Origin of the sequence: Pseudomonas grimontii (assembly GCF_007858185.1) — a bacterium.
Taxonomy (GTDB): Bacteria; Pseudomonadota; Gammaproteobacteria; order Pseudomonadales; family Pseudomonadaceae; genus Aquipseudomonas; species Aquipseudomonas grimontii.
This window is the reverse complement of the sequence record NZ_VFES01000001.1, coordinates 77,631-100,503: the sequence shown is the minus strand read 5'-3', so window position 1 is coordinate 100,503 and position 22,873 is coordinate 77,631. Positions and strand designations below refer to the sequence as shown.

The window sequence follows — 22,873 nt, the reverse complement described above, 5'->3', positions numbered from 1 at the left end:
GCGTTGATCAAAGTGCTTTAACGTCGATGATTTCAACGTCGAACGTCAAGGTTTTACCGGCCAACGGGTGATTGAAGTCGATGGTCACTTGCGCGTCATCGAAGGTTTTGACCACACCGGGCAGCTCGGTATTCGCCGCATCGTTGAAAATCACCAGCAAGCCTTCCGACAGGTCCATGTCCTGGAACTGCGAACGCGGGATGATCTGCACGTTTTGCGGGTTGGGCTGGCCGAAAGCGTTTTCCGGCAGGATCTGCAGGTTGCGCTTGTCGCCGGCCTTGAAACCGAACAGGGCCGCTTCGAAACCCGGCAGCAGGTTGCCGTCGCCGACCTTGAAGGTCGCCGGGGCTTTGTCGAACGTGCTGTCGACCGTGTCGCCATTCTCCAGGCGCAGTGCGAAATGCAAGGTGACTTCCGTGTTCTGGCCGATGCGTTGCTCAGCCAATACCTGATCAGTCATTGACGGTCTCTCCGGTTTTCTTACTTTTGAACATGTCCAGCGCCAGCATGATTGCGCCGACGGTGATGGCGCTGTCGGCAAAATTGAACGCCGGGAAGTAATGGCGGTTCTGCCAATGCACCAGGATGAAGTCGATCACATGGCCCAGGGCAATGCGGTCGTACAGGTTGCCCAGCGCGCCGCCCAGCACCAAGGCCAAGGCGATGGCCAGCCAGGTGTCATCGCGGCCCAGGCGCTTGAGCCAGACCACGAGCACCGCACTGACCACCACGGCGATCAGGGCGAACAGCCAGCGCTGCCAGCCACCACCGTCAGCCAGGAAGCTGAAAGCGGCGCCGGTGTTATAGGCCAGGGTCCAGCTGAAATAATCCGGGATCACCACGATTTGCTGGAACATTTCCAGGGAGCCCTCGAAGTGAGCCTTGCTGACCTGGTCGATGACCAGGACCAGCACGCTCAGTACGAGCCAGCCCAGACGTCCGAAACGACTGGCGGCATTAGGCATAGTGGCGAACCTCGCCTTCACCGGAGATGTTGTCGACGCAACGACCGCAGATTTCCGGATGCTCAGGGTTCACCCCGACGTCTTCACGGCAGTGCCAGCAGCGGGCGCACTTAGGGAAGGCCGACTTGACCACTTTGAGCTTGAGGCCCGGTACTTCGGTGGCCACGGCGTCCACCGGTGCCTGTGCAAACGGTGCCAGGCTCGCAGTGGACGTGATCAACACGAAGCGCAGCTCGTTGCTCAGCTTGGTCAGGTCGGCAGTCAGGCCTTCCTCCGCAAACAGGGTGACTTCGGCCTGGAGGTTGCCACCGACGGCCTTGGCCGCACGCTGAACTTCCAGCTCCTTGTTCACCGCAACCTTGACGGCCATGACGCCTTCCCAGTACTCGCGGCCCAGTTCGAAGTCGGCCGGCAGTTCGGTCAAGCCTTCGTACCAGGTGTTAAGCATGACGGACTCGTTACGCTCGCCCGGCAGGTATTCCCACAGTTCGTCGGCGGTGAAGGCCAGGATCGGGGCGATCCAGCGCACCAGCGCTTCGGAGATATGGTACAGCGCGGTCTGCGCCGAACGGCGGGCCTTGCTGTTGGCGCCGGTGGTGTACTGGCGGTCCTTGATGATGTCGAGGTAGAAACCACCCAGTTCCTGCACGCAGAAGTTGTGGATCTTCGAGTACACGTTCCAGAAGCGGTATTCGCCGTAGTGCTCTTGCAACTCGCGCTGCAGCAACAGGGTACGGTCCACGGCCCAACGGTCCAGGGCGAGCATGTCCTCGGCCGGCAGGATATCGGTAGCCGGGTTGAAACCAGTCAGGTTCGACAGCAGGAAGCGCGCGGTATTACGGATACGGCGGTAGGCATCGGCGCTACGGGCCAGGATCTGGTCCGACACAGCGATCTCGCCCGAGTAGTCGGTCGAGGCCACCCACAGGCGCATGATGTCGGCGCCCAGCGTGTCGTTGATCTTTTTCGGCTCGATCACGTTCTTCAGCGACTTGGACATCTTGCGGCCCGTCTCATCGACGGTGAAGCCGTGGGTCAGCAGCTCGCGGTACGGGGCGTGGTCGTCGATGGCGCAACCGGTCAGCAACGAGGAATGGAACCAGCCACGGTGTTGGTCGGAGCCTTCCAGGTACAGGTCGGCACGCGGGCCGGTCTCGTGACCCATTGGGTGCGAGCCGCGCAGTACGTGCCAATGGGTGGTGCCCGAGTCGAACCACACGTCGAGGGTGTCGCTGATCTTGTCGTACAGCGGTGCTTCGTCGCCCAGCAGCTCGGCGGCGTCCAGCTTGAACCAGGCTTCGATGCCTTCCTGTTCAACACGCTGGGCCACCACTTCCATCAGCTCGACGGTGCGTGGGTGCAGCTCGCCGCTTTCCTTGTTAAGGAAGAACGGGATCGGCACACCCCAGTTGCGTTGACGGGAGATGCACCAGTCCGGACGGTTGGCGATCATCGAGTGCAGGCGCGCCTGGCCCCAGGCCGGGACGAACTTGGTGTCTTCGATGGCCTTGAGCGAGCGCACACGCAGGGTGTCGCCGCTGGTTGGCGCTTTGTCCATGCCGATGAACCACTGCGCCGTGGCACGGTAGATCAGCGGAGTCTTGTGGCGCCAGCAGTGCATGTAGCTGTGCTTGATGGTGTCGGTTTGCATCAGCGCACCGACTTCACGCAGCTTGTCGATGATCGGCTGGTCGGCCTTGAAGATGAACTGGCCGCCGAAGAACTCCAACGAAGGCACATAAACGCCATTGCTTTGCACCGGGTTGATGATGTCATCGTTGACCAGGCCGTACTTCTTGCAGATCACAAAGTCGTCCACGCCATAGGCGGGCGAGCAGTGAACCACGCCAGTACCCGAACCCAATTCAACGTAGTCAGCCAGGTACACCGGCGACAGACGGTCATAGAACGGGTGACGGAAGTTGATCAGCTCCAGCGCGGAACCGGTGGTGGTGGCGATCACCGAACCTTGCAGTTCGTAGCGAGCGAGGCACGCTTCGACCATTTCCTCGGCGAGCACCAGCAGGCGATCACCGACGTCCACCAGGGCGTAGGTGAATTCCGGGTGCACGTTCAGCGCCTGGTTGGCGGGGATAGTCCACGGGGTGGTGGTCCAGATCACGATGGCAGCCGGTTTGCTCAGGCTTGCCAGGCCGAACGCCTGGGCCAGCTTGGCGTCGTCGGCAATCGGGAAGGCTACGTCGATGGTGGAAGACTTCTTGTCTTCGTATTCGACTTCCGCTTCAGCCAGGGCCGAGCCGCAATCGAAGCACCAGTTCACGGGCTTGAGGCCCTTGAACACGAAACCGCCCTTGACGATTTCGGCCAAGGCACGGATTTCACCGGCCTCGTTCTTGAAGTTCATGGTTTTGTAGGGGTTGTCCCACTCGCCCAGCACACCCAGGCGGATGAACTCGGACTTCTGCCCTTCGATCTGCTCGGCAGCGTAGGCACGGCACAGTTCGCGGGTTTTATCGGCGCCCAGGTTCTTGCCGTAGGTCACTTCGACCTTGTGTTCGATCGGCAGGCCGTGACAGTCCCAGCCCGGGACATAAGGCGCATCGAAGCCCGAAAGGGTTTTCGAGCGCAGGATCATGTCCTTGAGAATCTTGTTCAGCGCATGACCGATGTGAATCGTGCCGTTGGCATAAGGAGGGCCGTCGTGCAGGACGAATTTCGGACGATCCTTGCCAATTTCGCGCAACTTTCCGTACAGGCCAATACTGTCCCAGCGCTGCAGGATCTGCGGTTCGCGCTGTGGCAGGCCGGCCTTCATTGGGAAGGCGGTGTCCGGAAGGTTTAGCGTGGCTTTATAGTCGGTCATTTAAGGCTCTTCGGTTAGCGATGGGCGCTAGGTGCGGCTAGTGCACGGGCGGCGGCGACATCCGCATTGATCGCCGTTTTCAACGCCTCAAGCGAGGCGAAACGCTGCTCTTCACGCAGCTTCTGGTGGAAAACCACCGTCAAACGCCGGTCATACAGATCACCGGCAAAATCCAAAAGGTGAACTTCCAGGTGGGCCTTGCCATCACCTGCAACCGTGGGTCTGACGCCTATATTGGCGACTCCCGACCACGGCTGGCCGTCAATGTCGACACTCACCAGGTAAACCCCGGTCAGCGGTACACGACGGCGCTTGAGTTGCACGTTGGCGGTTGGCGTGCCCAGTTGGCGCGCCAGCTTCTGGCCATGCAATACCCGCCCGGCAATGCGGAACGGGCGACCGAGCAAGCGCTCGGCCAAGGCGAAGTCGGCAGCGGCCAGGGCGTTACGCACCTGGGTGCTGCTCACGCGCAGGCCATCGAGTTCGACGGTTTGTGCGGCTTCGACGGTAAACCCCTGCTGGATACCAGCCTGTTGCAGGAAATCGAAATCGCCTACGCGGTCGCACCCGAAACGGAAGTCGTCGCCGACCTCCAGGTGCTGTACGCCGAGACCATCGACGAGGATACGATCAACGAACTCGGCGGCACTGAGACTCTGCAAACGCTGGTTGAAAGCCAGACAGAGGACTCGGTCCACACCTTCTTCAGCCAGCAGTTGCAGTTTGTCCCGCAAGCGGGCCAGACGTGCCGGCGCCGTTTCCGGGGTGAAATATTCCCGCGGCTGTGGCTCAAAAATCACCACGCAGCTAGGTACGTCCAACTCGACCGCACGCTCGCGCAGCCGGGCCAGGATAGCCTGGTGGCCACGGTGAACACCGTCAAAGTTGCCAATAGTGGCGACGCAGCCCCGATGTTCAGGGCGCAGGTTGTGGAGACCTCGAACCAGCTGCATAACGCGCTTCTTGCTCATAAAGTGGTCGATTATAACCACACCCGGCCCCGGACGACAGGCAACAGCGCAGGGCAAATGGATCGAATCGATAAAACAACCGTTTTATCGCGGCAAACTCTCTAACTCAATGACTTGCGATTGAAATCCCGCAGGCGGAAGCCTTGTAGCAGCAACATCCCGAAGTACACCACCACACCGGCCACAACCAGAGCGCCCAGGCGCATGAAGCGCTCCAGCATATGACCTTCATCCCAGGCAGGCATGAAATGCATCAGGCCGAGCAGTACCGCCGACATCATTGCAACGGCCACCAGCAACTTGAGGGCGAACATGCCCCAGCCAGGCTGAGGCTGGAACATCTGTTGTTTGCGCAACTGATAAAACAGCAGGCCGGCATTAATGCACGCACCAGCACTGATGGCCAGGGCCAGGCCGGCGTGGGCCAGCGGGCCGATAAACACCAGGTTGAGCAGTTGCGTGACGATCAGGGTGAAGATCGCGATCTTTACCGGCGTGCGGATGTTTTGCTGGGCATAAAAACCAGGCGCCAGCACCTTGATCACGATAATGCCGAGCAGGCCGACGGAATAAGCCACCAGCGCATGCTGGGTCATCAACGCATCATGTGCATCGAATTGCCCGTATTGGAACAGCGACACTGTCAGCGGCTCGGCCAGGATCCCCAAGGCCAGTGCGCACGGCAATACCAGGACGAAGCACAGGCGCAGCCCCCAATCGAGGATGCGCGAGTATTCCTGGCGATCCTTGCTGGCATAGGTGCGCGCCAGCGTCGGCAGCAAAATGGTGCCGAGGGCCACGCCCAGCACACCGGACGGTAACTCCATGAGGCGGTCCGCGTAATACATCCATGACACCGAGCCGGATACCAGCAGCGAGGCGAACGCGGTGTTGATGATCAGGGAAATCTGGCTCACCGATACGCCAAGGATCGCCGGCAGCATATTGCGCATCACGCGCCAGACGCCGGTGTCCTTGAGGTTCAGGCGCGGCAATACGAGCATGCCGATCTTTTTCAGGTGCGGCAGCTGGTAGAGCAACTGCGCCAGGCCACCGGCCAGCACGGCCCAGCCAAGGGCCATGACCGGCGGATCGAAGTAAGGGGTCAGGAACAGCGCAAAGATAATCATGCTGACGTTAAGCAGCGTCGGCACGAACGCCGGTACCGAGAAACGGTTCCAGGTGTTGAGGATCGCACCCGCCAGGGATGACAGCGAGATCAGTAATATATAAGGAAAGGTCACCCGCAACAGATCAGTGGTCAGCGCGAATTTTTCCGGGGTATTGGCAAAACCCGGCGCCGTGGCCCAGATCACCCAAGGCGCGGCGAACATGCCGACGATGGTCACCAGCATCAACACCAGGGTGAGCAGGCCCGAGACGTAGGCGATGAAAGTACGGGTCGCCTCCTCCCCCTGCTGGGTCTTGTACTCGGCCAGAATTGGCACGAACGCCTGGGAAAATGCGCCCTCGGCAAAGATCCGCCGCAGCAGGTTCGGCAGTTTAAACGCAATAAAGAACGCATCCGTGGCCATGCTCGCGCCAAAAATACGCGCCAGCAGGGTGTCACGCACAAACCCCAAAACCCGGGAGATCATCGTGATAGAGCTGACGGCAGCCAACGATTTGAGCAGATTCATTGAAAGAGTTTGCGCCTATAGATAAAGAGCAGGCGAACTAAGCGCCCACTTATGCGATACTGCGCGCCTGCAACAGCACAGCGCCAAAGCTCGCGAGTTTACAGGTCAAGCGCCGGAAATAAATCACCCGCCTCTTCAGATCGACCACTCAGCAGTTCGCATCAGCCGGCCTTGACAACACATCAAGTCATCGGCATGATTCGCGGCCTATTTTGTTTGCTATTTCCTAAAAAGTCTTTCGAGGAGCTCGACGGTGGCCAACACACCTTCCGCCAAAAAACGTGCAAAACAGGCTGAGAAGCGTCGCAGCCACAACGCCAGCCTGCGTTCCATGGTTCGTACCTACATCAAGAATGTAGTTAAAGCCATCGACACCAAAGACGCTGAAAAAGCTCAAGCAGCTTACGTTCTGGCTGTGCCAGTTATCGACCGTATGGCCGATAAAGGCATCATCCACAAGAACAAGGCCGCTCGTCATAAGAGCCGCCTGAATGGCCACATCAAGGCTCTGAGCGTTCCTGCTGCAGCCTAAGTGGTAGCAACTGCAACGCAACCCCGGTTGCGAAACAGTTAAGAAATGCCCCATACCGAAAGGTCTGGGGCATTTTTGTTTGTGCCTGAAAAACACCACTGCTCCCACATTTTCAGACCCAAAAAAACGCCCCGAACCAGTCGGGGCGTTTTTGCTACCACTTGATCAAAACATCAATCAATGGTGATGACCGCCTTCACCGTGGACATGACCGTGGGCCACTTCTTCCTGGGAAGCGTCGCGGATGGCAACGATCTTCACTTGGAAGTTCAGGCGCTGGCCAGCCAGAGGGTGGTTGCCGTCGACGGTGACATCGTCGCCGTCCAGGTCACGGATGGTGACGATCTGCATTTGACCGTCCGGCGCGGAAGCGTGGAACTGCATGCCCACTTCCAACTCATCAACACCTTCGAACATGCTGCGGCTCAGGGTGCTGACCAGCTCGGCGGAGTATTCGCCGTAGGCATCTTCAGGTTCTACGGACACTTTCAGCTCATCGCCGACAGCCTTGCCTTCCAGAGCCTTTTCCAGGCCTGGGATGATGTTACCCGCGCCTTGCAGGTAGACCAGCGGCGCGCCGCCGGCTGAGCTGTCGATGACCTCACCAGCGTCGTTGGTCAGGGTATAGTCGATGGAGACAGCCTTGTTAGCGGCGATCGTCATGGGGCGAGACCTTTTGCATAAGAATGAAGAACGGACAAGTCTAAACAAGGATTTGCCCGAAAGCGAACAGAACCCGGACGGACGGGGCCGATCAACGGCATCCTTGATCATCGGTTTCCACCAGGACGAGGAGGGTCACTGGGTTGCCGCGCTGTCTTGCGGCCATACCCAGCACCTGCGCCACCTGCCGCCGTGGCAGTCGCGCGCCTGGGTACTCGACGCCGCGCAGCGCCTGGAAAAAATAGGTCAGCCCTTTGCCTGCGGCTGGTGTGCGCAAGCGCCCGAATAACGATAACCTTGGCGCCTGATTCCCGGTAGACACTCAACCATAGAGCGCCACCGAAGCCATGCACCTCCAGAGAATTCGCATGCAGACTTTTTTTATCGCGCCCACCGATTTTGGTGTGGGTCTGACCTCCATCAGCCTTGGGCTGGTGCGCACCCTTGAGCGAGCCGGCCTGAAAGTCGGTTTTTTCAAGCCGATTGCCCAGCCACATCCTGGCGATACCGGCCCCGAGCGTTCCACCGAGCTGGTGGCTCGCACCCATGGCCTCAAGCCGCCACAGCCCCTAGGCCTGGCTCACGTGGAGCGGATGCTCGGCGACGGCCAGCTCGACGAACTGCTCGAAGAAATCATCACCCTTTATCAGCAAGCCGCCGTGGGCAAGGACGTGCTGATCGTCGAAGGCATGGTACCGACCCGCAGCGCCAGCTATGCGGCACGGGTCAACCTGCACCTGGCCAAGAGCCTGGATGCGGAAGTGATCCTGGTCTCGGCCCCGGAAAACGAAGTGCTCACCGAACTCTCCGGCCGCGTGGAACTGCAGGCCCAACTGTTCGGCGGGCCGAAAGACCCGAAAGTGCTCGGTGTGATCCTGAACAAGGTGCGCACCGACGAAAGCATGGAAGCCTTCTCGGCACGCCTCAAGGAGCATTCGCCCTTGCTGCGCAGCGGCGATTTCCGCCTGCTCGGCTGCATTCCTTACCAGCCGGAACTCAACGCCCCTCGCACCCGCGACGTGGCCGACCTGATGGGCGCGCAGATCCTCAACGCCGGCGACTACGAAACCCGGCGCATGACCAAGATCATCATCTGCGCCCGCACCATGCGTAACACCGTGGAACTGCTCAAGCCCGGCGTGCTGGTGGTGACCCCTGGCGACCGTGACGACATCATCCTCGCCGTCAGCCTGGCCGCGATCAACGGCGTGCCCCTGGCCGGCCTGCTGCTGACCAGCGATACCCTGCCCGACCCGCGCATCATGGATCTGTGCCGCGGCGCGTTCCAGGCCGGGTTGCCGGTGCTGTCGGTAAGTACCGGTTCCTACGAAACCGCCAACCTGCTCAACAACCTCAACAAGGAAATCCCGATCGATGACCGCGAGCGCGCGGAGATCATCACCGATTTCGTCGCCAGCCACCTCGATGCGCGCTGGCTGCACCAGCGCTGCGGCACGCCACGGGAGATGCGCCTGTCGCCGGCGGTGTTCCGCTACCAGTTGATCCAACGCGCCCAGGCCGCCAACAAACGCATTGTGCTGCCCGAGGGCAGTGAGCCGCTGACCGTGCAAGCCGCCGCCATCTGCCAGGCCCGGGGTATCGCGCGCTGCGTGCTGCTGGCCAAGCCGGCTGACGTGGAAGCCGTCGCGCGCGCCCAAGGCATCGAATTACCCGAGGGCCTGGAGATTCTCGACCCGGACCTGATTCGCCAGCGCTACGTGGAGCCCATGGTCGCCCTGCGCAAGAGCAAGAGCCTGAATGCGCCGATGGCCGAGCAGCAACTGGAAGACACCGTGGTGATCGCCACCATGATGCTCGCACTGGATGAAGTGGACGGCTTGGTCTCCGGGGTTATCCACTCCACCGCCAACACCATTCGCCCGGCCCTGCAGCTGATCAAGACCGCGCCGGGCTGCACCCTGGTGTCGTCGGTGTTCTTCATGCTGTTCCCCGAGCAGGTGCTGGTCTACGGCGACTGCGTGATGAACCCGCACCCAAGCGCCGCCGAGCTGGCGGAAATCGCCTTGCAAAGCGCCGACTCGGCCGCCGCCTTCGGTATCACCCCGCGCGTGGCGATGATCAGCTACTCCAGTGGCGATTCAGCCAGCGGTGAAGAAGTGGAAAAAGTCCGCGAAGCCACCCTGCTCGCTCACGAACAGCAAAGCTCGCTGCTGATCGACGGCCCGTTGCAATACGACGCCGCCGCCAACGAAACCGTCGCCCGCCAACTGGCCCCCGACAGCCTGGTCGCCGGCAAAGCCACTGTGTTTGTGTTCCCGGACCTGAACACCGGCAATACCACCCACAAGGCCGTGCAACGCAGTGCCGATTGCGTCAGCCTGGGGCCGATGCTCCAAGGCCTGCGCAAACCGGTCAACGACCTGCCACGCGGCGCCCAGGTCGACGACATCGTGTACACCATCGCACTGACTGCGATCCAAGCCGCCAACCGACCTATGGATATCTAAATGCTGGATTTTCTACCTGCCGCCGTGCGCGGGGTGATCGCGTCCTTGTTGCTGGCGCTGAACACGATCCTGCTGTGCTCATTCCTGTTCATCGTGGCGCTGTTCAAGGCCCTGCCCTTCGCCAAGCGCTTCAGCGAATGGCTGATGAACCACACCCATGAAGCCTGGGTCACCAACAACAAGGGTTGGATGAACCTGGTGCGCAGCACCCGTTGGCACCTTAAAGGCCTTGAAGGCCTGGACTACCAGCATTCGTACCTGGTGACCAGCAACCACCAGAGCTGGGTTGACATCATGGTCCTGCAATACGTGCTCAATCGACGCATTCGCCCGCTGAAGTTCTTCCTCAAGCAGGAGTTGATCTGGGTGCCGGTGATTGGCTTGGCGTGGTGGGCGCTGGGCTTTCCCTTCATGAAGCGCTACACCAAGGCCTACCTGGAAAAACACCCGGAGAAGAAAGGCAAAGACTTGGAAACCACCCGCAAGACCTGTGCGAAGTTTCGCGACAATCCGGTGGGGATTTTCAACTTTGCCGAAGGCACGCGCTTTACGCCGGACAAGCACGCACAGCAGAAGTCGCCGTTTCGCTACCTGCTCAAGCCCAAGGCGGGTGGTATCGCGTTTGTGCTGGACGCCATGGGGGAACAGCTGAAATCACTGGTCAACGTGACCATTCACTACCCTGGCGGACGCCCAGGGTATTGGGATTTGCTGTGCGGGAACGTGCAGGACGTGGTGGTGCAGTTTGAAGAGGTGCAGATTCCGACCGAGTTTATCGGTAAGAATTATGAACAGGATGGGGAATATCGGTTGGCGTTCCAGGGGTGGATTAACCAACTGTGGGAAGCCAAGGATGCGTTGCTGGACAAGCTGCACACAGACTTCCCAGGCAAACGATGACCAAAATGTGGGAGGGGGCTTGCCCCCGATAGCAGTGTGTCAGTCAGCACATCTGTTACTGATCCACCGCTATCGGGGGCAAGCCCCCTCCCACATTTGACCGAGCCCGATCTTGAAGATGTAAAAAAGCCCGCCACCGATCACTCGGGGGCGGGCTTTTTTGTGGCCGCGAGGTTTAGATCGCGCCGCGCTGACGCAACAGTTCCAGCACTTGCTTGACGCTGTCTTCCAGCGACAGGGCCTGGGTGTCGATCACCAGATCGGCATTCAACGGCACGTCGTACGGGAAGGATTCGCCAGGGATGTTGTCCCCACCGGCAGCGTATAAGCCCTGCGGATCACGCTCGGCACACACCAGCGGCGAGGCCTGCACGTACACGGTCAGCAGGCGGTCGCTGCCAATCAGCGCCTTGGCCTGTTCACGGCCTTCGGCATCCGGAGCGACGAACGCGGCCAGGGTCAGCAGGCCGGCTTCGTTGAACTGACGCGCTACGTGAGCGGCACGACGCCAGTTCTCGGTACGCCCGGCACGGTCCTGGGGCAACCCTTTATTCAGGTCGTGACGCAGGTTCTGGCCATCCAGCACAAACACCGCGCGGCCCATGTCGAACAGCTTGCGCTCGACCGCGTAGGCCAAGGTGCTCTTGCCCGCGCCCGACAGGCCGCTGAACAACACAGTGGCCGGTTGCTGGCCGAAACGCTGGGCGCGCTCTTCGGTGGCGACATGGGCCAACTTGCCGTGATGGGCCGCACTGCCGTGAGTGACCGGCGGTGCGATGATCATGCCGGCGCCCACGGTGCCGTTGGTCAAGCGGTCGATGACGATAAACGCACCGGTGGTGCGGTTGCTGTCATAGCCATCCAACGCGATGGCGGCGTCGAGGCTGACCTTGACCCGGCCGATCTCGTTCAACTGCAGCGAACTCGCCGGGCCTTCGGCCAGGGTGTTCACGTCCACACGGTGCACGATGCTGGTGATGGAACCCGGCACATAGCTGGTGGCGCGCTTGATGTCGTATTTCTTGCCCGGCAGCATCGGCTCTTCGGCCATCCACACCAGCATGGCGTCGAAGGCGTCGGTCACTTGCGGCACGTTGTCGGCATGCACCAACAGGTCGCCACGGGAGATGTCGATCTCGTCTTCCATGGTCAGGGTCACGGCCTGGCCTGGGCCGGCGTGCTCCAGCTCACCTTCGAATGTGACGATGGATTTGACGCGGCTGCTCTTGCCCGACGGCAGCACCACGACTTCATCGCCCTTGTGCACGATGCCGCTGGCCAGGGTGCCGGCAAACCCACGGAAGTTCAGGTTCGGACGGTTGACGTACTGCACCGGGAAGCGCAGGTCGGTGTAGTTGCGGTCGTTGGCGATCTCGACGGTCTCGAGGATCTCCATCAGCGACTGGCCGGTGTACCAGGGCGAGTGCTCGCTCTTGTTCACCACGTTGTCGCCCTTGAGCGCCGACATCGGCACGAATGCCATGGTGCTCGGCTTGAAGGCGATGCCCTCGGCGAACTTCAGGTAATCCGCCTTGATCGACTCGAACACGCTTTGGTCAAAGCCATTGATGTCCATCTTGTTGACGGCGATCACGATGTGCTTGATGCCCAGCAACGAGGCGATATAGCTATGGCGACGGGTCTGGGTCTGCACGCCGTAGCGGGCGTCGATCAGGATGATCGCCAGGTCACAGGTGGAGGCACCGGTGGCCATGTTGCGGGTGTACTGCTCATGGCCGGGGGTGTCGGCGATGATGAATTTGCGCTTGGCGGTGGAGAAGTAGCGGTAGGCGACATCGATGGTGATGCCCTGCTCACGCTCGGCCTGCAGGCCATCGACCAGCAACGCCAGGTCGATGTCGTCACCAGTGGTGCCGGACTTCTTCGAATCGCGGGTGATGGCTTCCAGGTGATCTTCGTAGATCATCTTGGAGTCGTGCAGCAAGCGCCCGATCAGGGTGCTCTTGCCGTCGTCGACGTTGCCGCAGGTCAGGAAGCGCAACATTTCCTTGCGCTCGTGCTGGCCCAGGTAGGCGAGGATGTCCTCGCTGATCAAATCAGATTGATGCGACATGACAGCCCCTTAGAAATAGCCTTGACGTTTTTTATCTTCCATCGAGCCTGCACCATCGTGGTCGATGACACGGCCCTGGCGCTCGGAAGTTCGCGTCAGGAGCATTTCCTGAATGATGTCCGTCAGCGTCTCGGCTTCGGACTCCACCGCGCCCGTCAACGGGTAGCAGCCAAGGGTACGGAAACGTACTTTCTTTTTGACGATTCGGGCTTTGTCTTCGTCGGACAAGTGCTCGAGGATGCGGTCGTCGTCGATCATGATCAACGTGCCGTTCTTCTCGATGACATCGCGTTCGGCGGCGAAGTACAGCGGCACGATCGGGATGCCTTCCAGGTAGATGTACTGCCAGATGTCCAGCTCGGTCCAGTTGGACAGCGGGAACACACGGATCGACTCACCCTTGTTGACGTTGCCGTTGTAGACGTTCCACAGCTCCGGGCGCTGGTTCTTCGGGTCCCAGCGGTGCTTGCTGTCGCGGAACGAGTACACGCGCTCTTTGGCACGGGATTTCTCTTCATCGCGACGGGCACCGCCGAAGGCAGCGTCGAAACCATGCTTGTCCAAGGCCTGCTTGAGGCCTTCGGTCTTCATGATGTCGGTGTGCTTGGCGCTGCCGTGGGTGAACGGGTTGATGCCCTGCGCCACACCGTCCGGGTTGACGTGGGTGATCAGGTCCAGGCCCAGTTCTTCGACCATCTTGTCGCGGAACTTGTACATCTCCTGGAATTTCCAGCGGGTGTCGACGTGCATCACCGGGAACGGCAGCTTGCCCGGGAAGAAGGCCTTGCGCGCCAGGTGCAGCATCACGGCGGAGTCTTTACCGATCGAGTAGAGCATCACCGGGTTATCGAACTCGGCGGCGACCTCGCGGATGATGTGGATGCTTTCCGCCTCCAGCTGTTTCAGATGCGTCAGTTTGTCGACCATGGTTACTCACGGAAAAACGATCTTATGGACGGCCAGCGGGCCGTGTTCGAGCGGGGCATGCTAGCACAGCACCTGCTTCTATTCAGGGCGCCATCTAGATCGAAACGGTATATCAATATGCCCCAAGGTTTGGCAGTCAAATCGGGTTGGGGCAATCGATGAACAGATGCTCCAGGGCAAAGCGCCGCGCCAGGTAATCGCCCAGCGCCTGTACGCCGTAGCGCTCGGTGGCGTGGTGGCCGGCGGCGATAAAGCTGATGTCGTTTTCGCGCGCGCTGTGGAAGGTTTGCTCGGAAGCTTCGCCACTCAGGAACAAGTCGACACCGGCGGCGATGGCGTTGTCGATGTAACCCTGGCCACCGCCGGTGCACCAGCCGACGCGGCGGATCATCTGGCTGCCTTCGATCAGCAGCGGCTCGCGGCCCATCACGTCCTGTACGCGGCGGGCGAAGTCGCGGGGTGACAGCGGTTCGGCGAGCGAGCCAACCAGGCCGACGATCCTGGGGTTGCTCGGGTCTAGCGGACCTTCGACGGTGATGTCCAGCTGGCGGGCGAGTTGCACGTTATTGCCAACGTCAGGGTGCAGGTCCAGTGGCAGGTGGTAGGCCAGCAGGCTGATGTCGTGTTTGAGCAGGGTTTTCAGGCGGCGTTGCTTCATGCCGGTGATGCAGGGATTTTCGCCTTTCCAGAAATAACCGTGGTGCACCAGGATCAAATCGGCCTGGGCTTCGACGGCCGCGTCCAGCAGGGCAAGGCTTGCGGTAACGCCGCTGACGATGCGCATCACTTGCGGCCGGCCCTCGACCTGCAGGCCATTGGGGCAATAATCGGCAATTTTTGCGCTGCCAAGGTAGCGGTCCGCTTCCTCGACGAGGGTGGTAAGGGGGACGGCCATAAAAGACTCCTAAATATCCCGTTCCGAGGCGCTCGCAGCCTCGTATAATGCGCGACATTATGGGCGCTCTCCCGCCCCCTGCAACCTGTCAGGACTTACTTGATGCTCAAGGCACTGCGTTTTTTTGGATGGCCATTGCTGGCTGGCGTGCTGATCGCGATGCTGATTATTCAGCGTTATCCCCAGTTGGTGGGCTTACCCAGCCTTGATGTCAACCTGCAACAGGCGCCGCAGACCAGCGCGGTGGTGCAAGGCCCGGTGACTTACGCGGACGCGGTGGTCATCGCCGCTCCGGCCGTGGTCAACCTGTACACCACCAAGGTCATCAACAAGCCGGCGCATCCGTTGTTTGAAGACCCGCAGTTCCGCCGCTATTTCGGTGACAATGGGCCCAAGCAGCGCCGCATGGAGTCCAGCCTGGGTTCCGGGGTGATCATGAGCCCCGAAGGCTACATCCTCACCAATAACCACGTGACCACCGGCGCCGACCAGATTGTGGTGGCCCTGCGCGATGGCCGCGAGACCCTGGCCCGTGTGGTGGGCAGCGACCCGGAAACCGACCTCGCGGTACTGAAGATCGATTTGAAAAACCTGCCGTCCATCACCCTCGGCCGCTCCGATGGGCTGCGGGTGGGTGATGTGGCACTGGCCATCGGCAACCCGTTCGGGGTGGGCCAGACGGTGACCATGGGCATCATCAGCGCGACCGGGCGTAACCAGCTGGGGCTTAACAGCTACGAAGACTTCATCCAGACCGACGCGGCGATCAACCCGGGCAACTCCGGCGGTGCGCTGGTGGATGCCAATGGCAACCTGACCGGTATCAACACGGCGATTTTCTCCAAGTCCGGCGGTTCCCAGGGCATCGGTTTTGCGATCCCGGTGAAGCTGGCGATGGAAGTGATGAAGTCGATCATCGAGCACGGCCAGGTCATTCGCGGCTGGCTGGGGATTGAAGTACAGCCGTTGACCAAGGAACTGGCCGAATCGTTTGGCCTGACCGGGCGCCCTGGCATCGTGGTCGCCGGGATCTTCCGCGATGGCCCGGCGCAGAAAGCCGGCCTGCAATTGGGGGATGTGATCCTCAGCATCAACGGCGAACCGGCCGGTGATGGTCGCAAATCGATGAACCAAGTGGCGCGGATCAAGCCGACCGACAAGGTGGCGATCCAGGTGATGCGCAACGGTAAAGAAATCAAGCTGCTGGCGGAAATCGGCCTGCGTCCACCGCCTGCACCGGTCAAGGAAGAAGAATAAACCACCGCGCCAGGTACCCGTTTGCGGGTACCTGTAAGCTCATATTTCAAAGCAAATTCATTCTCATTAGACATGTTATATTGTTTCAATATCGTTATTGGAACGCTCTATCATGCCGTCTCGAAAGTTTGCCCCCTTGGCTGGCCTGGCCTTGGGTTTGCTGCTGGACCCCGCCTTTGCCGAAGACAACACCGTTGAGCTGGACGCCATCAGCGTCACCACCGACGCCTATGAATCGGCCACCGACCCGGTCAAAGGCTACCGCGCCACGCGCTCTGCCAGTGCGACCAAAACCGACACCGCCCTGCGCGACATCCCACAGTCCATCAGCGTGATTCCTGCCTCGGTACTCACGGACCTGGGCAGCACCAACGTGGAACGCGCCCTGGAGTTTGCCGGCGGCGTGTCCAAGCAGAACAACTTTGGCGGCCTCACGCTCTACGAATACAGCGTGCGCGGCTTCACCACGTCGGAGTTCTACCAGGACGGCTTCAGCGCCAACCGGGGCTACCCGAGCACGCCGGACGCGGCCAATATCGAACGCATCGAAGTGCTCAAAGGCCCGGCCGCCAGCCTTTACGGCCGTGGCGATCCCGGCGGCACCGTGAATATCGTCACCAAAAAGCCTCAGCCTGAAGCCTTCACCACCCTGCAAACCAGCGCCGGCAGTTGGGACCGTTATCGCACTGCCGTCGACGTCAATACGCCGCTGGACAGTGAGGGCAACCTGCTGTCACGGGTCAACCTGGCGGTGGAGGACAACAACAGCTTCCGCGACCACGTCGAGAGCAAGCGCGTATTTGTCGCGCCCTCCTTCAGCTGGCAGCTGGACCCGGACACCCGCCTGCTGGTGGAAAGCGAATTCGTACGCCACAGCTCCACCTTCGACCGGGGCATCGTCGACGCCCCAGGCGTATCGCGCGCCACCTTCCTCGGCGAGCCCAACGACGGTGATATTGATAACCACAACAACCGCATCCAGGCCACCCTTGAGCATCACCTCAACGACGCCTGGAAACTGCGCCTGGCCAGCCATTACAAACAGGGCAGCCTGTGGGGCGACGCCTCGGAAAACCGCGCACTGAACGCTGACGGCCACACCCTCGACCGCCGTTACCGCGAACGCTCCATGGGTTGGCACGACAGCATCACCCAGTTGGAACTGCGCGGTCTGTTCGACATTGGCAGTTGGCAGCACGAACTGCTGGTCGGCACCGAGTACGAGGATTACCGCAAGAAAGAACGCGTCACCGCCATTGCCGGCAGCCCCTACGCCATCGACCTCTACAACCCGGTCTACGGCCAGCCCAAACCCAATGGCGCAAGCTCCGGCACCGACTTCTTCGAACAGACCAAAAGCCAGGCGCTGAACCTGCAAGACCAGATCATCTTCACCGACCGCCTGCGCGGCATGGTCGGCGCGCGCCTCGAGCACTTCGAACAAAGCACCGACGACTTCACCCGCAACCACGCCAAGAGTCGGCAAACCCACGACGCACTCACCCAGCGCGCTGGCCTGCTCTACCAACTGACACCTGAGGTAGGGGTGTTCGCCAACGCCTCCACCTCGTTCAAGCCCAACAGCGGCCTGGACGCCACCGGTAAAACCTTCAAGCCCGAAGAAGGCGTGGGCTATGAGGTGGGGATCAAGAGCGAGCTGTTCGACGACCGACTCAGCGCCACCCTAGCCGCCTTCCATATCGAAAAGGAAAACGTGCTGGCCCTGGACCCGGCCACCAATACCAACCGCGCCATGGGCAAGGCACGCAGCCAGGGCTTCGACCTGCAACTGACAGGACAGCTAACGGATGCCGTACGGATAATCGGCGCTTTTGCCTACATCGATGCCGAAGTGACCAAGGGTGATAAAGCCATTCCGGCGGGCAGCCGCATTCTCGGCGTGGCCAAGCGCAGCGGCAGTCTGTTGGGGGTGTATGAATTCCAGGAAGGTGCGTTACGCGGTTCAGACCTGGGCGCGGCGTTCACCTATGTAGGGGATCGCTCGGGTGAAGCGGGCAGCCGCTTTGAACTGCCCGCCTACCACACCGTCGACTTGCTGGCCCATTACAAGGCCACGCAGAACGTCACCGTGGGCCTGAACCTCAACAACCTGTTCGATGAAAAGTACTACGAGCGGTCCTACAGCAATTACTGGGTCAATCCCGGCGAACCGCGCAATCTCACCGTCAGCCTGACTCTCAACCTCTAATCCCCCCTTGCTCGCGAAGCACCTGAGAGCGCCGCGTTACCCCAGATGCACTGCGTTATCGTTAACGACCTTCGCGAGCAAGAACTAGGCGTCCCCCTCGCTCCTACAGTGACAGCGGTGCTCTTTCGCAGAGAGCATTGAGCGCCGCTGCCCACTGTGGATCGTCATTCAAACACGGCACCAGCACCAGCTCCTCACCGCCCGCCTCGCGGAATTGCTCCCGACCACGATCACCGATCTCTTCCAGGGTCTCGATGCAATCGGCAACAAACGCCGGGCACATCACCAGCAGCTTTTTCACCCCTTGCCGGGCCAGCGCGTCCAGGCGTGCCTCGGTGTAGGGTTCGATCCACTTCGCGCGGCCCAGGCGCGATTGGAACGCCACTGACCATTTGTCGTCGGGCAAGCCCAGGCGCGCGGCGAAATCCCGGGCGACGCTGAAGCATTGCGCGCGGTAGCAGGTAGCGAGCACCTCAGGCGAGGCGTTCTTGCAACAGTCCGCATCCTTGAAACAATGCGCGCCCGTAGGGTCGAGCTTTTTCAGATGGCGCTCGGGCAAGCCGTGGAAACTCAGCAGCAAGTGATCGTAATGCGCATCTATATAAGGTCGGGCGCTGGCTGCCAACGCGTCGAGGTATTCCGCCTGGTCGTAGAACGGCTGCAGGATCGAGAACTGTACGTTGAGCTTTTTCTCGCGCACTACCCGCTTGGCTTCTTCAATCACCGTGGTCACGGTGCTGTCGGCAAACTGCGGGTACAGGGGCGCCAGAGTCACTTTCTGAATACCTTGGGCGGCCAACCGCGTGAGCGTCGTTTCCAGGGAAGGCTCGCCATAACGCATCGCCAACTCCACGGGCCCCTGGGTCCACTGCGCGGCCATCTGCTGTTGCAGGCGACGACTGAGCACCACCAGCGGCGAACCCTCGTCCCACCATATAGAGGCGTAGGCATGCGCAGATTGCTCAGGGCGCTTGATCAGGATCAACGACACCAGCAAGCGCCGCACCGGCCACGGCAGGTCGATTACATAAGGGTCCATCAGGAACTGATTGAGGTAGCTGCGCACATCGGCCACCGAAGTGGAGGCCGGTGAACCCAAGTTGACCAGTAACAACGCGTGATCCGTCATGCAACTTCCTATCTCTTAGAGGCGGCTGGACAAGTCATCCAAAGCCGCATGCAACTCAGTGAACTGGAAAATGAAACCGGCGGCCATCAAGCGTTCGGGGATCGCCTTCTGCCCGCCCAGCAACAGCCCCGATAACTCGCCCAAACCCACCTTCAATGCAAAGGCCGGCATCGGCATGAACGCCGGGCGGTGCAGCATCTGGCCCAATGTCTTGGCGAACTCGCGGTTACGCACCGGGTGCGGCGCGCAGGCATTATAAGGACCGCTGGCGTCATCCTTGTGCAGAAGAAAATCAATCAGGGCGATTTGATCCTTGATATGCACCCACGGCATCCACTGCCGCCCCTTGCCGATAGGCCCGCCCAGCCCGAGTTTGAACGGCAGCAACAGGCGCGACAAAAAGCCGCCCTCGGCCGCCAGCACCAACCCCGTACGCACCAGCACCACGCGAATGCCCATCGCTTCGGCGCGCTGGGCGGTTTCTTCCCAGGCGATGCAGAGTTGGCTGGGGAAATCGTCCTGTACCGGGCCGCTGGCCTCGGTCAGTTCGCGCTCGCCACCGTCGCCGTACCAACCCACCGCCGAACCGGAAACCAGCACCGCCGGTTTTTGCGCCAGGCCGTCGAGCCAGGCCAACAGGGTTTCGGTCAAGCCGATGCGGCTGCTCCACAACAACGCCTTGCGTTTGTGGGTCCAGGGACGGTCAGCGATCGGCGCGCCAGCCAGGTTGACCACCGCGTCCACCGCGTCGGTCACGTCCTCCAGACGGCCAACACCCTGCACCGTGGCACCGCACAACCGGGCGACGTCTTCAGGATGGCGACTCCACACCGTCAGGCGATGCCCCTCGGCAATCCAGTGTTGGCAGAGTTGGCGACCGATCAGTCCGGTACCGCCGGTCAGCAAAATATGCATGGGACGCTCCTCATGTAACGTTCGCCGCCGATCACTAGTCTATTTTATAAGCAGGGATCAATTTGTAATCGGGCGTGACTTTTGTTTAAGCCTCATGGTTAACCATAGGCCACGCCAAGCGATCAGGTACGCCAAAACTTATACCAAAAAACAATATTGTACAGCTATTGGTGTCGGCGTAGTCTGTACCCAACGGTAAAACGAGGCCTCCCATGACTGTCCCCATCGCGATCATCGGCACCGGCATCGCCGGTCTCTCCGCCGCCCGAGCGTTACAAGACGCCGGGCACGTTGTACAACTGTTCGATAAAAGCCGCGGCAGCGGCGGCCGCATGTCCAGTAAGCGCAGCGATGCTGGCGCCTTGGACATGGGCGCTCAATACTTCACCGCCCGCGACCGACGCTTCGTCAACGAAGTGCAGCGCTGGCAAAACAACGGCTGGGCCGAGCAATGGAAGCCGCAGCTGTACAACTTCAAGTCCGGCCAGCTCACGCCCTCCCCCGATGAACAAATCCGCTGGGTCGGCACGCCACGCATGAGCGCAATCACCCGCGCACTGCTCGACGACCTGCCGGTGGAGTTCGGTTGCCGCATCACCGAAGTGTTCCAAGGCAAGCAACACTGGAACCTGCTGGATGCCGACGGCGGCAATCACGGCCCGTTCAGCCATGTGATCGTCGCCACGCCTGCCCCCCAGGCCACTGCGCTGCTGGCGGCAGCGCCCAAATTGGCGAGTGCTGCCGCCGGCGTGAAGATGGACCCGACCTGGGCCATTGCCCTGGCCTTCGACAAGCCCCTGGATACGCCAATGGAAGGCTGCTTCGTGCAAGACAGCCCGCTCGACTGGCTGGCGCGCAACCGCAGCAAACCCGGGCGCGACAACACCCTCGACACCTGGGTGCTGCACGCCACCAGCACCTGGAGCAAGGCCCACCTGGACCTGTCCAAGGAAGCGGTGATCGAACACCTGCACGGGGCCTTCGCCGAATTGCTGCACAGCGCCATGCCCGCACCGTCCTTCAGCCTGGCGCACCGCTGGCTCTACGCACGCCCCTCCAGCGCCCATGAATTCGGTGTGCTGGCCGACGCCGACCTGGGCCTTTACGTGTGCGGCGACTGGTGCCTCTCGGGCCGGGTGGAAGGGGCATGGCTCAGTGGCCAGGAAGCCGCGCGACGGTTGATCGAGCACCTGCAATGAACCGCATCAACCCCGCCAAATTGCTGCTGTCGAAGTGGACGGCAGCCCGGCCCCGCAATAAAGAAAAACACTTCCTGGTGACCGAGCTGTTTCGTGACGAGGAAGGCACTCTGCTGGAGATCGAGTTGCAAGCCGTGATGACCAGGCGCGCTGAACGCCTGGCCTGGCAAACCCTGCAAAATGCCGAGGATTGGCAAATCGGCTGGAAATAGCCTCCTCGCAAATACCTATACAAAACATTTGACTTGTACAGCATCAAACCTATGATGAGACTTAGTTGTACAGATTTTAAATCTTGTACAGGAATCTTGCAGAGGTTTGGCCATGCCCACCACACCGCCCATCAAGCCGAAGATTGGCATCAGCGCCTGCCTGCTGGGCGAGAACGTGCGCTTCAATGGCGGTCACAAGCAATCCCAGCTATGCAGCGAGGTACTCGCCGAGTATTTCGACTTCGTGCCGCTGTGCCCGGAAGTGGCGATCGGCCTGGGTATTCCCCGTGAAACCATTCGCCTGGTGGGCGACGCCGAACAGCCCCAGGCCGTTGGCACCGTGCACCGCGAGCTGAATGTCACCGCGCCACTGGATGCATACGGTCGCAAAATGGCCGCCGAGCACACCGACCTGTGCGGCTACATCTTCATGCAGAAGTCGCCGTCCTGTGGCCTGGAACGCGTCAAGGTCTACCGTGAAAACGGAGCGCCGGTGGATGGCGGCGGGCGTGGCATCTACGCCCAGGCGTTCTGCGCGCGTCACCCGAACCTGCCGGTTGAAGAAGATGGCCGCCTGAATGACCCGGTACTGCGGGAAAACTTCCTGACCCGCGTCTTCGTCTACGCCAGTTGGCAACAACTGTTGGCCGAGGGCCTGACCCGCCACCGCTTGCTGGCTTTTCACTCGCGCTACAAGTATTTGCTGATGGCCCACAGCCTGATGCATTACAAGAGCCTGGGCCACCGCCTCGGCAGCATGGCCAAGGACGTCAATCTCGACGAGTTGGCCGCCTGCTATTTCAGCGACCTGATGACCGGCCTGAAAAAGTGCGCCACCCGCGGCACCCACACCAACGTGCTGCAACACATCAGTGGCTATCTCAAGCAGGCCATCAGCGCCGATGACAAACAGGAAATGCAGACGGTCATCGGCCAGTACCAGCAGGGCATCGTGCCGCTGGTAGTGCCGTTGACCCTGCTCAAGCATCACTTTCGCCAACACCCGGATCGCTACATCGCGCAGCAGGCCTACTTGCAGCCGCACCCGGAAAATCTCAGCCTGCGTAATGCGATCTAAACCATGAAAAGCGTC

20 protein-coding genes are annotated in these 22,873 nt (G+C 60.8%); 9 read left to right on the top strand and 11 right to left on the bottom strand.

Annotated features, from left to right (window positions below; translation table 11 throughout):
* Nucleotides 1-7: 7 nt before the first annotated feature.
* The 5 genes from fkpB to murJ all read right to left on the bottom strand — a co-directional run bounded on the left by fkpB (nt 8) and on the right by murJ (nt 6,400).
* The gene (fkpB, locus tag FIV39_RS00515) at nt 8-445 is read right to left on the bottom strand and encodes an FKBP-type peptidyl-prolyl cis-trans isomerase (RefSeq protein WP_186731498.1); all 438 of its coding nucleotides are present in this window, start codon (nt 443-445) and stop codon (nt 8-10) included.
* 7 nt (nt 446-452) lie between these two features.
* Entirely contained in the window at nt 453-965 is a 513-nt protein-coding gene (gene lspA, locus FIV39_RS00510) for a signal peptidase II (protein WP_027606854.1), read from the bottom strand.
* A complete protein-coding gene (ileS, locus tag FIV39_RS00505) occupies nt 958-3,789 on the bottom strand; it encodes an isoleucine--tRNA ligase (protein ID WP_090409585.1) in 2,832 nt (943 codons plus the stop codon). Before ileS ends, lspA begins: the two co-directional genes overlap by 8 nt.
* A gap of 14 nt (nt 3,790-3,803) precedes the next feature.
* On the bottom strand, nt 3,804-4,742 hold the full coding sequence (ribF, locus tag FIV39_RS00500) for a bifunctional riboflavin kinase/FAD synthetase (protein ID WP_167361135.1): 939 nt from the start codon (nt 4,740-4,742) through the stop codon (nt 3,804-3,806).
* A gap of 119 nt (nt 4,743-4,861) precedes the next feature.
* Nucleotides 4,862-6,400, bottom strand: coding sequence for a murein biosynthesis integral membrane protein MurJ (gene murJ / locus FIV39_RS00495; protein ID WP_090409590.1), 1,539 nt, complete (start codon nt 6,398-6,400; stop codon nt 4,862-4,864).
* A gap of 253 nt (nt 6,401-6,653) precedes the next feature.
* Here murJ and rpsT point away from each other — a divergent pair, with 253 nt between their 5' ends.
* Nucleotides 6,654-6,932 carry a 30S ribosomal protein S20 gene (rpsT, locus tag FIV39_RS00490; RefSeq protein WP_003188401.1) on the top strand — a complete coding sequence of 93 codons (279 nt, stop codon included), beginning with the start codon at nt 6,654-6,656 and terminating at the stop codon, nt 6,930-6,932.
* Between the two features lie 177 nt (nt 6,933-7,109).
* Here rpsT and FIV39_RS00485 read toward each other — a convergent pair whose 3' ends face one another.
* Nucleotides 7,110-7,595, bottom strand: coding sequence for an FKBP-type peptidyl-prolyl cis-trans isomerase (locus FIV39_RS00485; RefSeq protein WP_090409593.1), 486 nt, complete (start codon nt 7,593-7,595; stop codon nt 7,110-7,112).
* On the opposite strand from FIV39_RS00485, the gene FIV39_RS00480 reads away from it, so the two are divergent.
* The 3 genes from FIV39_RS00480 (at nt 7,594) to FIV39_RS00470 (ending at nt 10,963) form a co-directional block, all read left to right on the top strand.
* Entirely contained in the window at nt 7,594-7,884 is a 291-nt protein-coding gene (locus FIV39_RS00480) for a DUF3565 domain-containing protein (protein ID WP_315337482.1), read from the top strand. The two genes, FIV39_RS00485 and FIV39_RS00480, sit on opposite strands and share 2 nt — an antisense overlap.
* 79 nt (nt 7,885-7,963) lie before the next feature.
* Nucleotides 7,964-10,063 carry a phosphate acetyltransferase gene (gene pta, locus FIV39_RS00475; RefSeq protein WP_065924069.1) on the top strand — a complete coding sequence of 700 codons (2,100 nt, stop codon included), beginning with the start codon at nt 7,964-7,966 and terminating at the stop codon, nt 10,061-10,063.
* Nucleotides 10,064-10,963, top strand: coding sequence for an acyltransferase (locus tag FIV39_RS00470; RefSeq protein ID WP_090409597.1), 900 nt, complete (start codon nt 10,064-10,066; stop codon nt 10,961-10,963).
* A gap of 175 nt (nt 10,964-11,138) precedes the next feature.
* Here FIV39_RS00470 and cysN read toward each other — a convergent pair whose 3' ends face one another.
* The 3 genes from cysN to FIV39_RS00450 all read right to left on the bottom strand — a co-directional run bounded on the left by cysN (nt 11,139) and on the right by FIV39_RS00450 (nt 14,859).
* Nucleotides 11,139-13,037 carry a sulfate adenylyltransferase subunit CysN gene (cysN, locus tag FIV39_RS00465; protein WP_090409599.1) on the bottom strand — a complete coding sequence of 633 codons (1,899 nt, stop codon included), beginning with the start codon at nt 13,035-13,037 and terminating at the stop codon, nt 11,139-11,141.
* A gap of 9 nt (nt 13,038-13,046) precedes the next feature.
* On the bottom strand, nt 13,047-13,964 hold the full coding sequence (gene cysD, locus FIV39_RS00460; protein WP_017137614.1) for a sulfate adenylyltransferase subunit CysD: 918 nt from the start codon (nt 13,962-13,964) through the stop codon (nt 13,047-13,049).
* Between the two features lie 136 nt (nt 13,965-14,100).
* Nucleotides 14,101-14,859, bottom strand: coding sequence for a Nif3-like dinuclear metal center hexameric protein (locus tag FIV39_RS00450; RefSeq protein ID WP_074843669.1), 759 nt, complete (start codon nt 14,857-14,859; stop codon nt 14,101-14,103).
* 102 nt (nt 14,860-14,961) lie between these two features.
* Here FIV39_RS00450 and algW point away from each other — a divergent pair, with 102 nt between their 5' ends.
* Together algW and FIV39_RS00440 are read left to right on the top strand one after the other, a co-directional pair.
* Nucleotides 14,962-16,116, top strand: coding sequence for a Do family serine endopeptidase AlgW (gene algW / locus FIV39_RS00445; RefSeq protein ID WP_090409601.1), 1,155 nt, complete (start codon nt 14,962-14,964; stop codon nt 16,114-16,116).
* A gap of 112 nt (nt 16,117-16,228) precedes the next feature.
* Nucleotides 16,229-18,325 carry a TonB-dependent siderophore receptor gene (locus FIV39_RS00440; RefSeq protein WP_090409603.1) on the top strand — a complete coding sequence of 699 codons (2,097 nt, stop codon included), beginning with the start codon at nt 16,229-16,231 and terminating at the stop codon, nt 18,323-18,325.
* Between the two features lie 103 nt (nt 18,326-18,428).
* Here the strand turns inward: FIV39_RS00440 and hemH are convergent, their stop codons facing one another.
* A complete protein-coding gene (gene hemH / locus FIV39_RS00435; protein WP_090409606.1) occupies nt 18,429-19,454 on the bottom strand; it encodes a ferrochelatase in 1,026 nt (341 codons plus the stop codon).
* A gap of 15 nt (nt 19,455-19,469) precedes the next feature.
* Nucleotides 19,470-20,369, bottom strand: coding sequence for a TIGR01777 family oxidoreductase (locus FIV39_RS00430; protein WP_090409607.1), 900 nt, complete (start codon nt 20,367-20,369; stop codon nt 19,470-19,472).
* 212 nt (nt 20,370-20,581) lie between these two features.
* Between FIV39_RS00430 and FIV39_RS00425 the strand changes: the two genes are divergently transcribed.
* The 3 genes from FIV39_RS00425 to FIV39_RS00415 all read left to right on the top strand — a co-directional run bounded on the left by FIV39_RS00425 (nt 20,582) and on the right by FIV39_RS00415 (nt 22,858).
* Entirely contained in the window at nt 20,582-21,568 is a 987-nt protein-coding gene (locus FIV39_RS00425; protein WP_090409610.1) for an NAD(P)/FAD-dependent oxidoreductase, read from the top strand.
* Nucleotides 21,565-21,780 (top strand): TIGR02450 family Trp-rich protein, encoded by a 216-nt coding sequence (locus tag FIV39_RS00420; RefSeq protein WP_090409612.1) that lies wholly within the window; start codon nt 21,565-21,567, stop codon nt 21,778-21,780. Before FIV39_RS00425 ends, FIV39_RS00420 begins: the two co-directional genes overlap by 4 nt.
* 112 nt (nt 21,781-21,892) lie before the next feature.
* Nucleotides 21,893-22,858: a YbgA family protein gene (locus FIV39_RS00415; RefSeq protein ID WP_090409614.1), complete on the top strand. Its 966-nt coding sequence runs from the start codon at nt 21,893-21,895 to the stop codon at nt 22,856-22,858.
* Nucleotides 22,859-22,873: the final 15 nt, after the last annotated feature.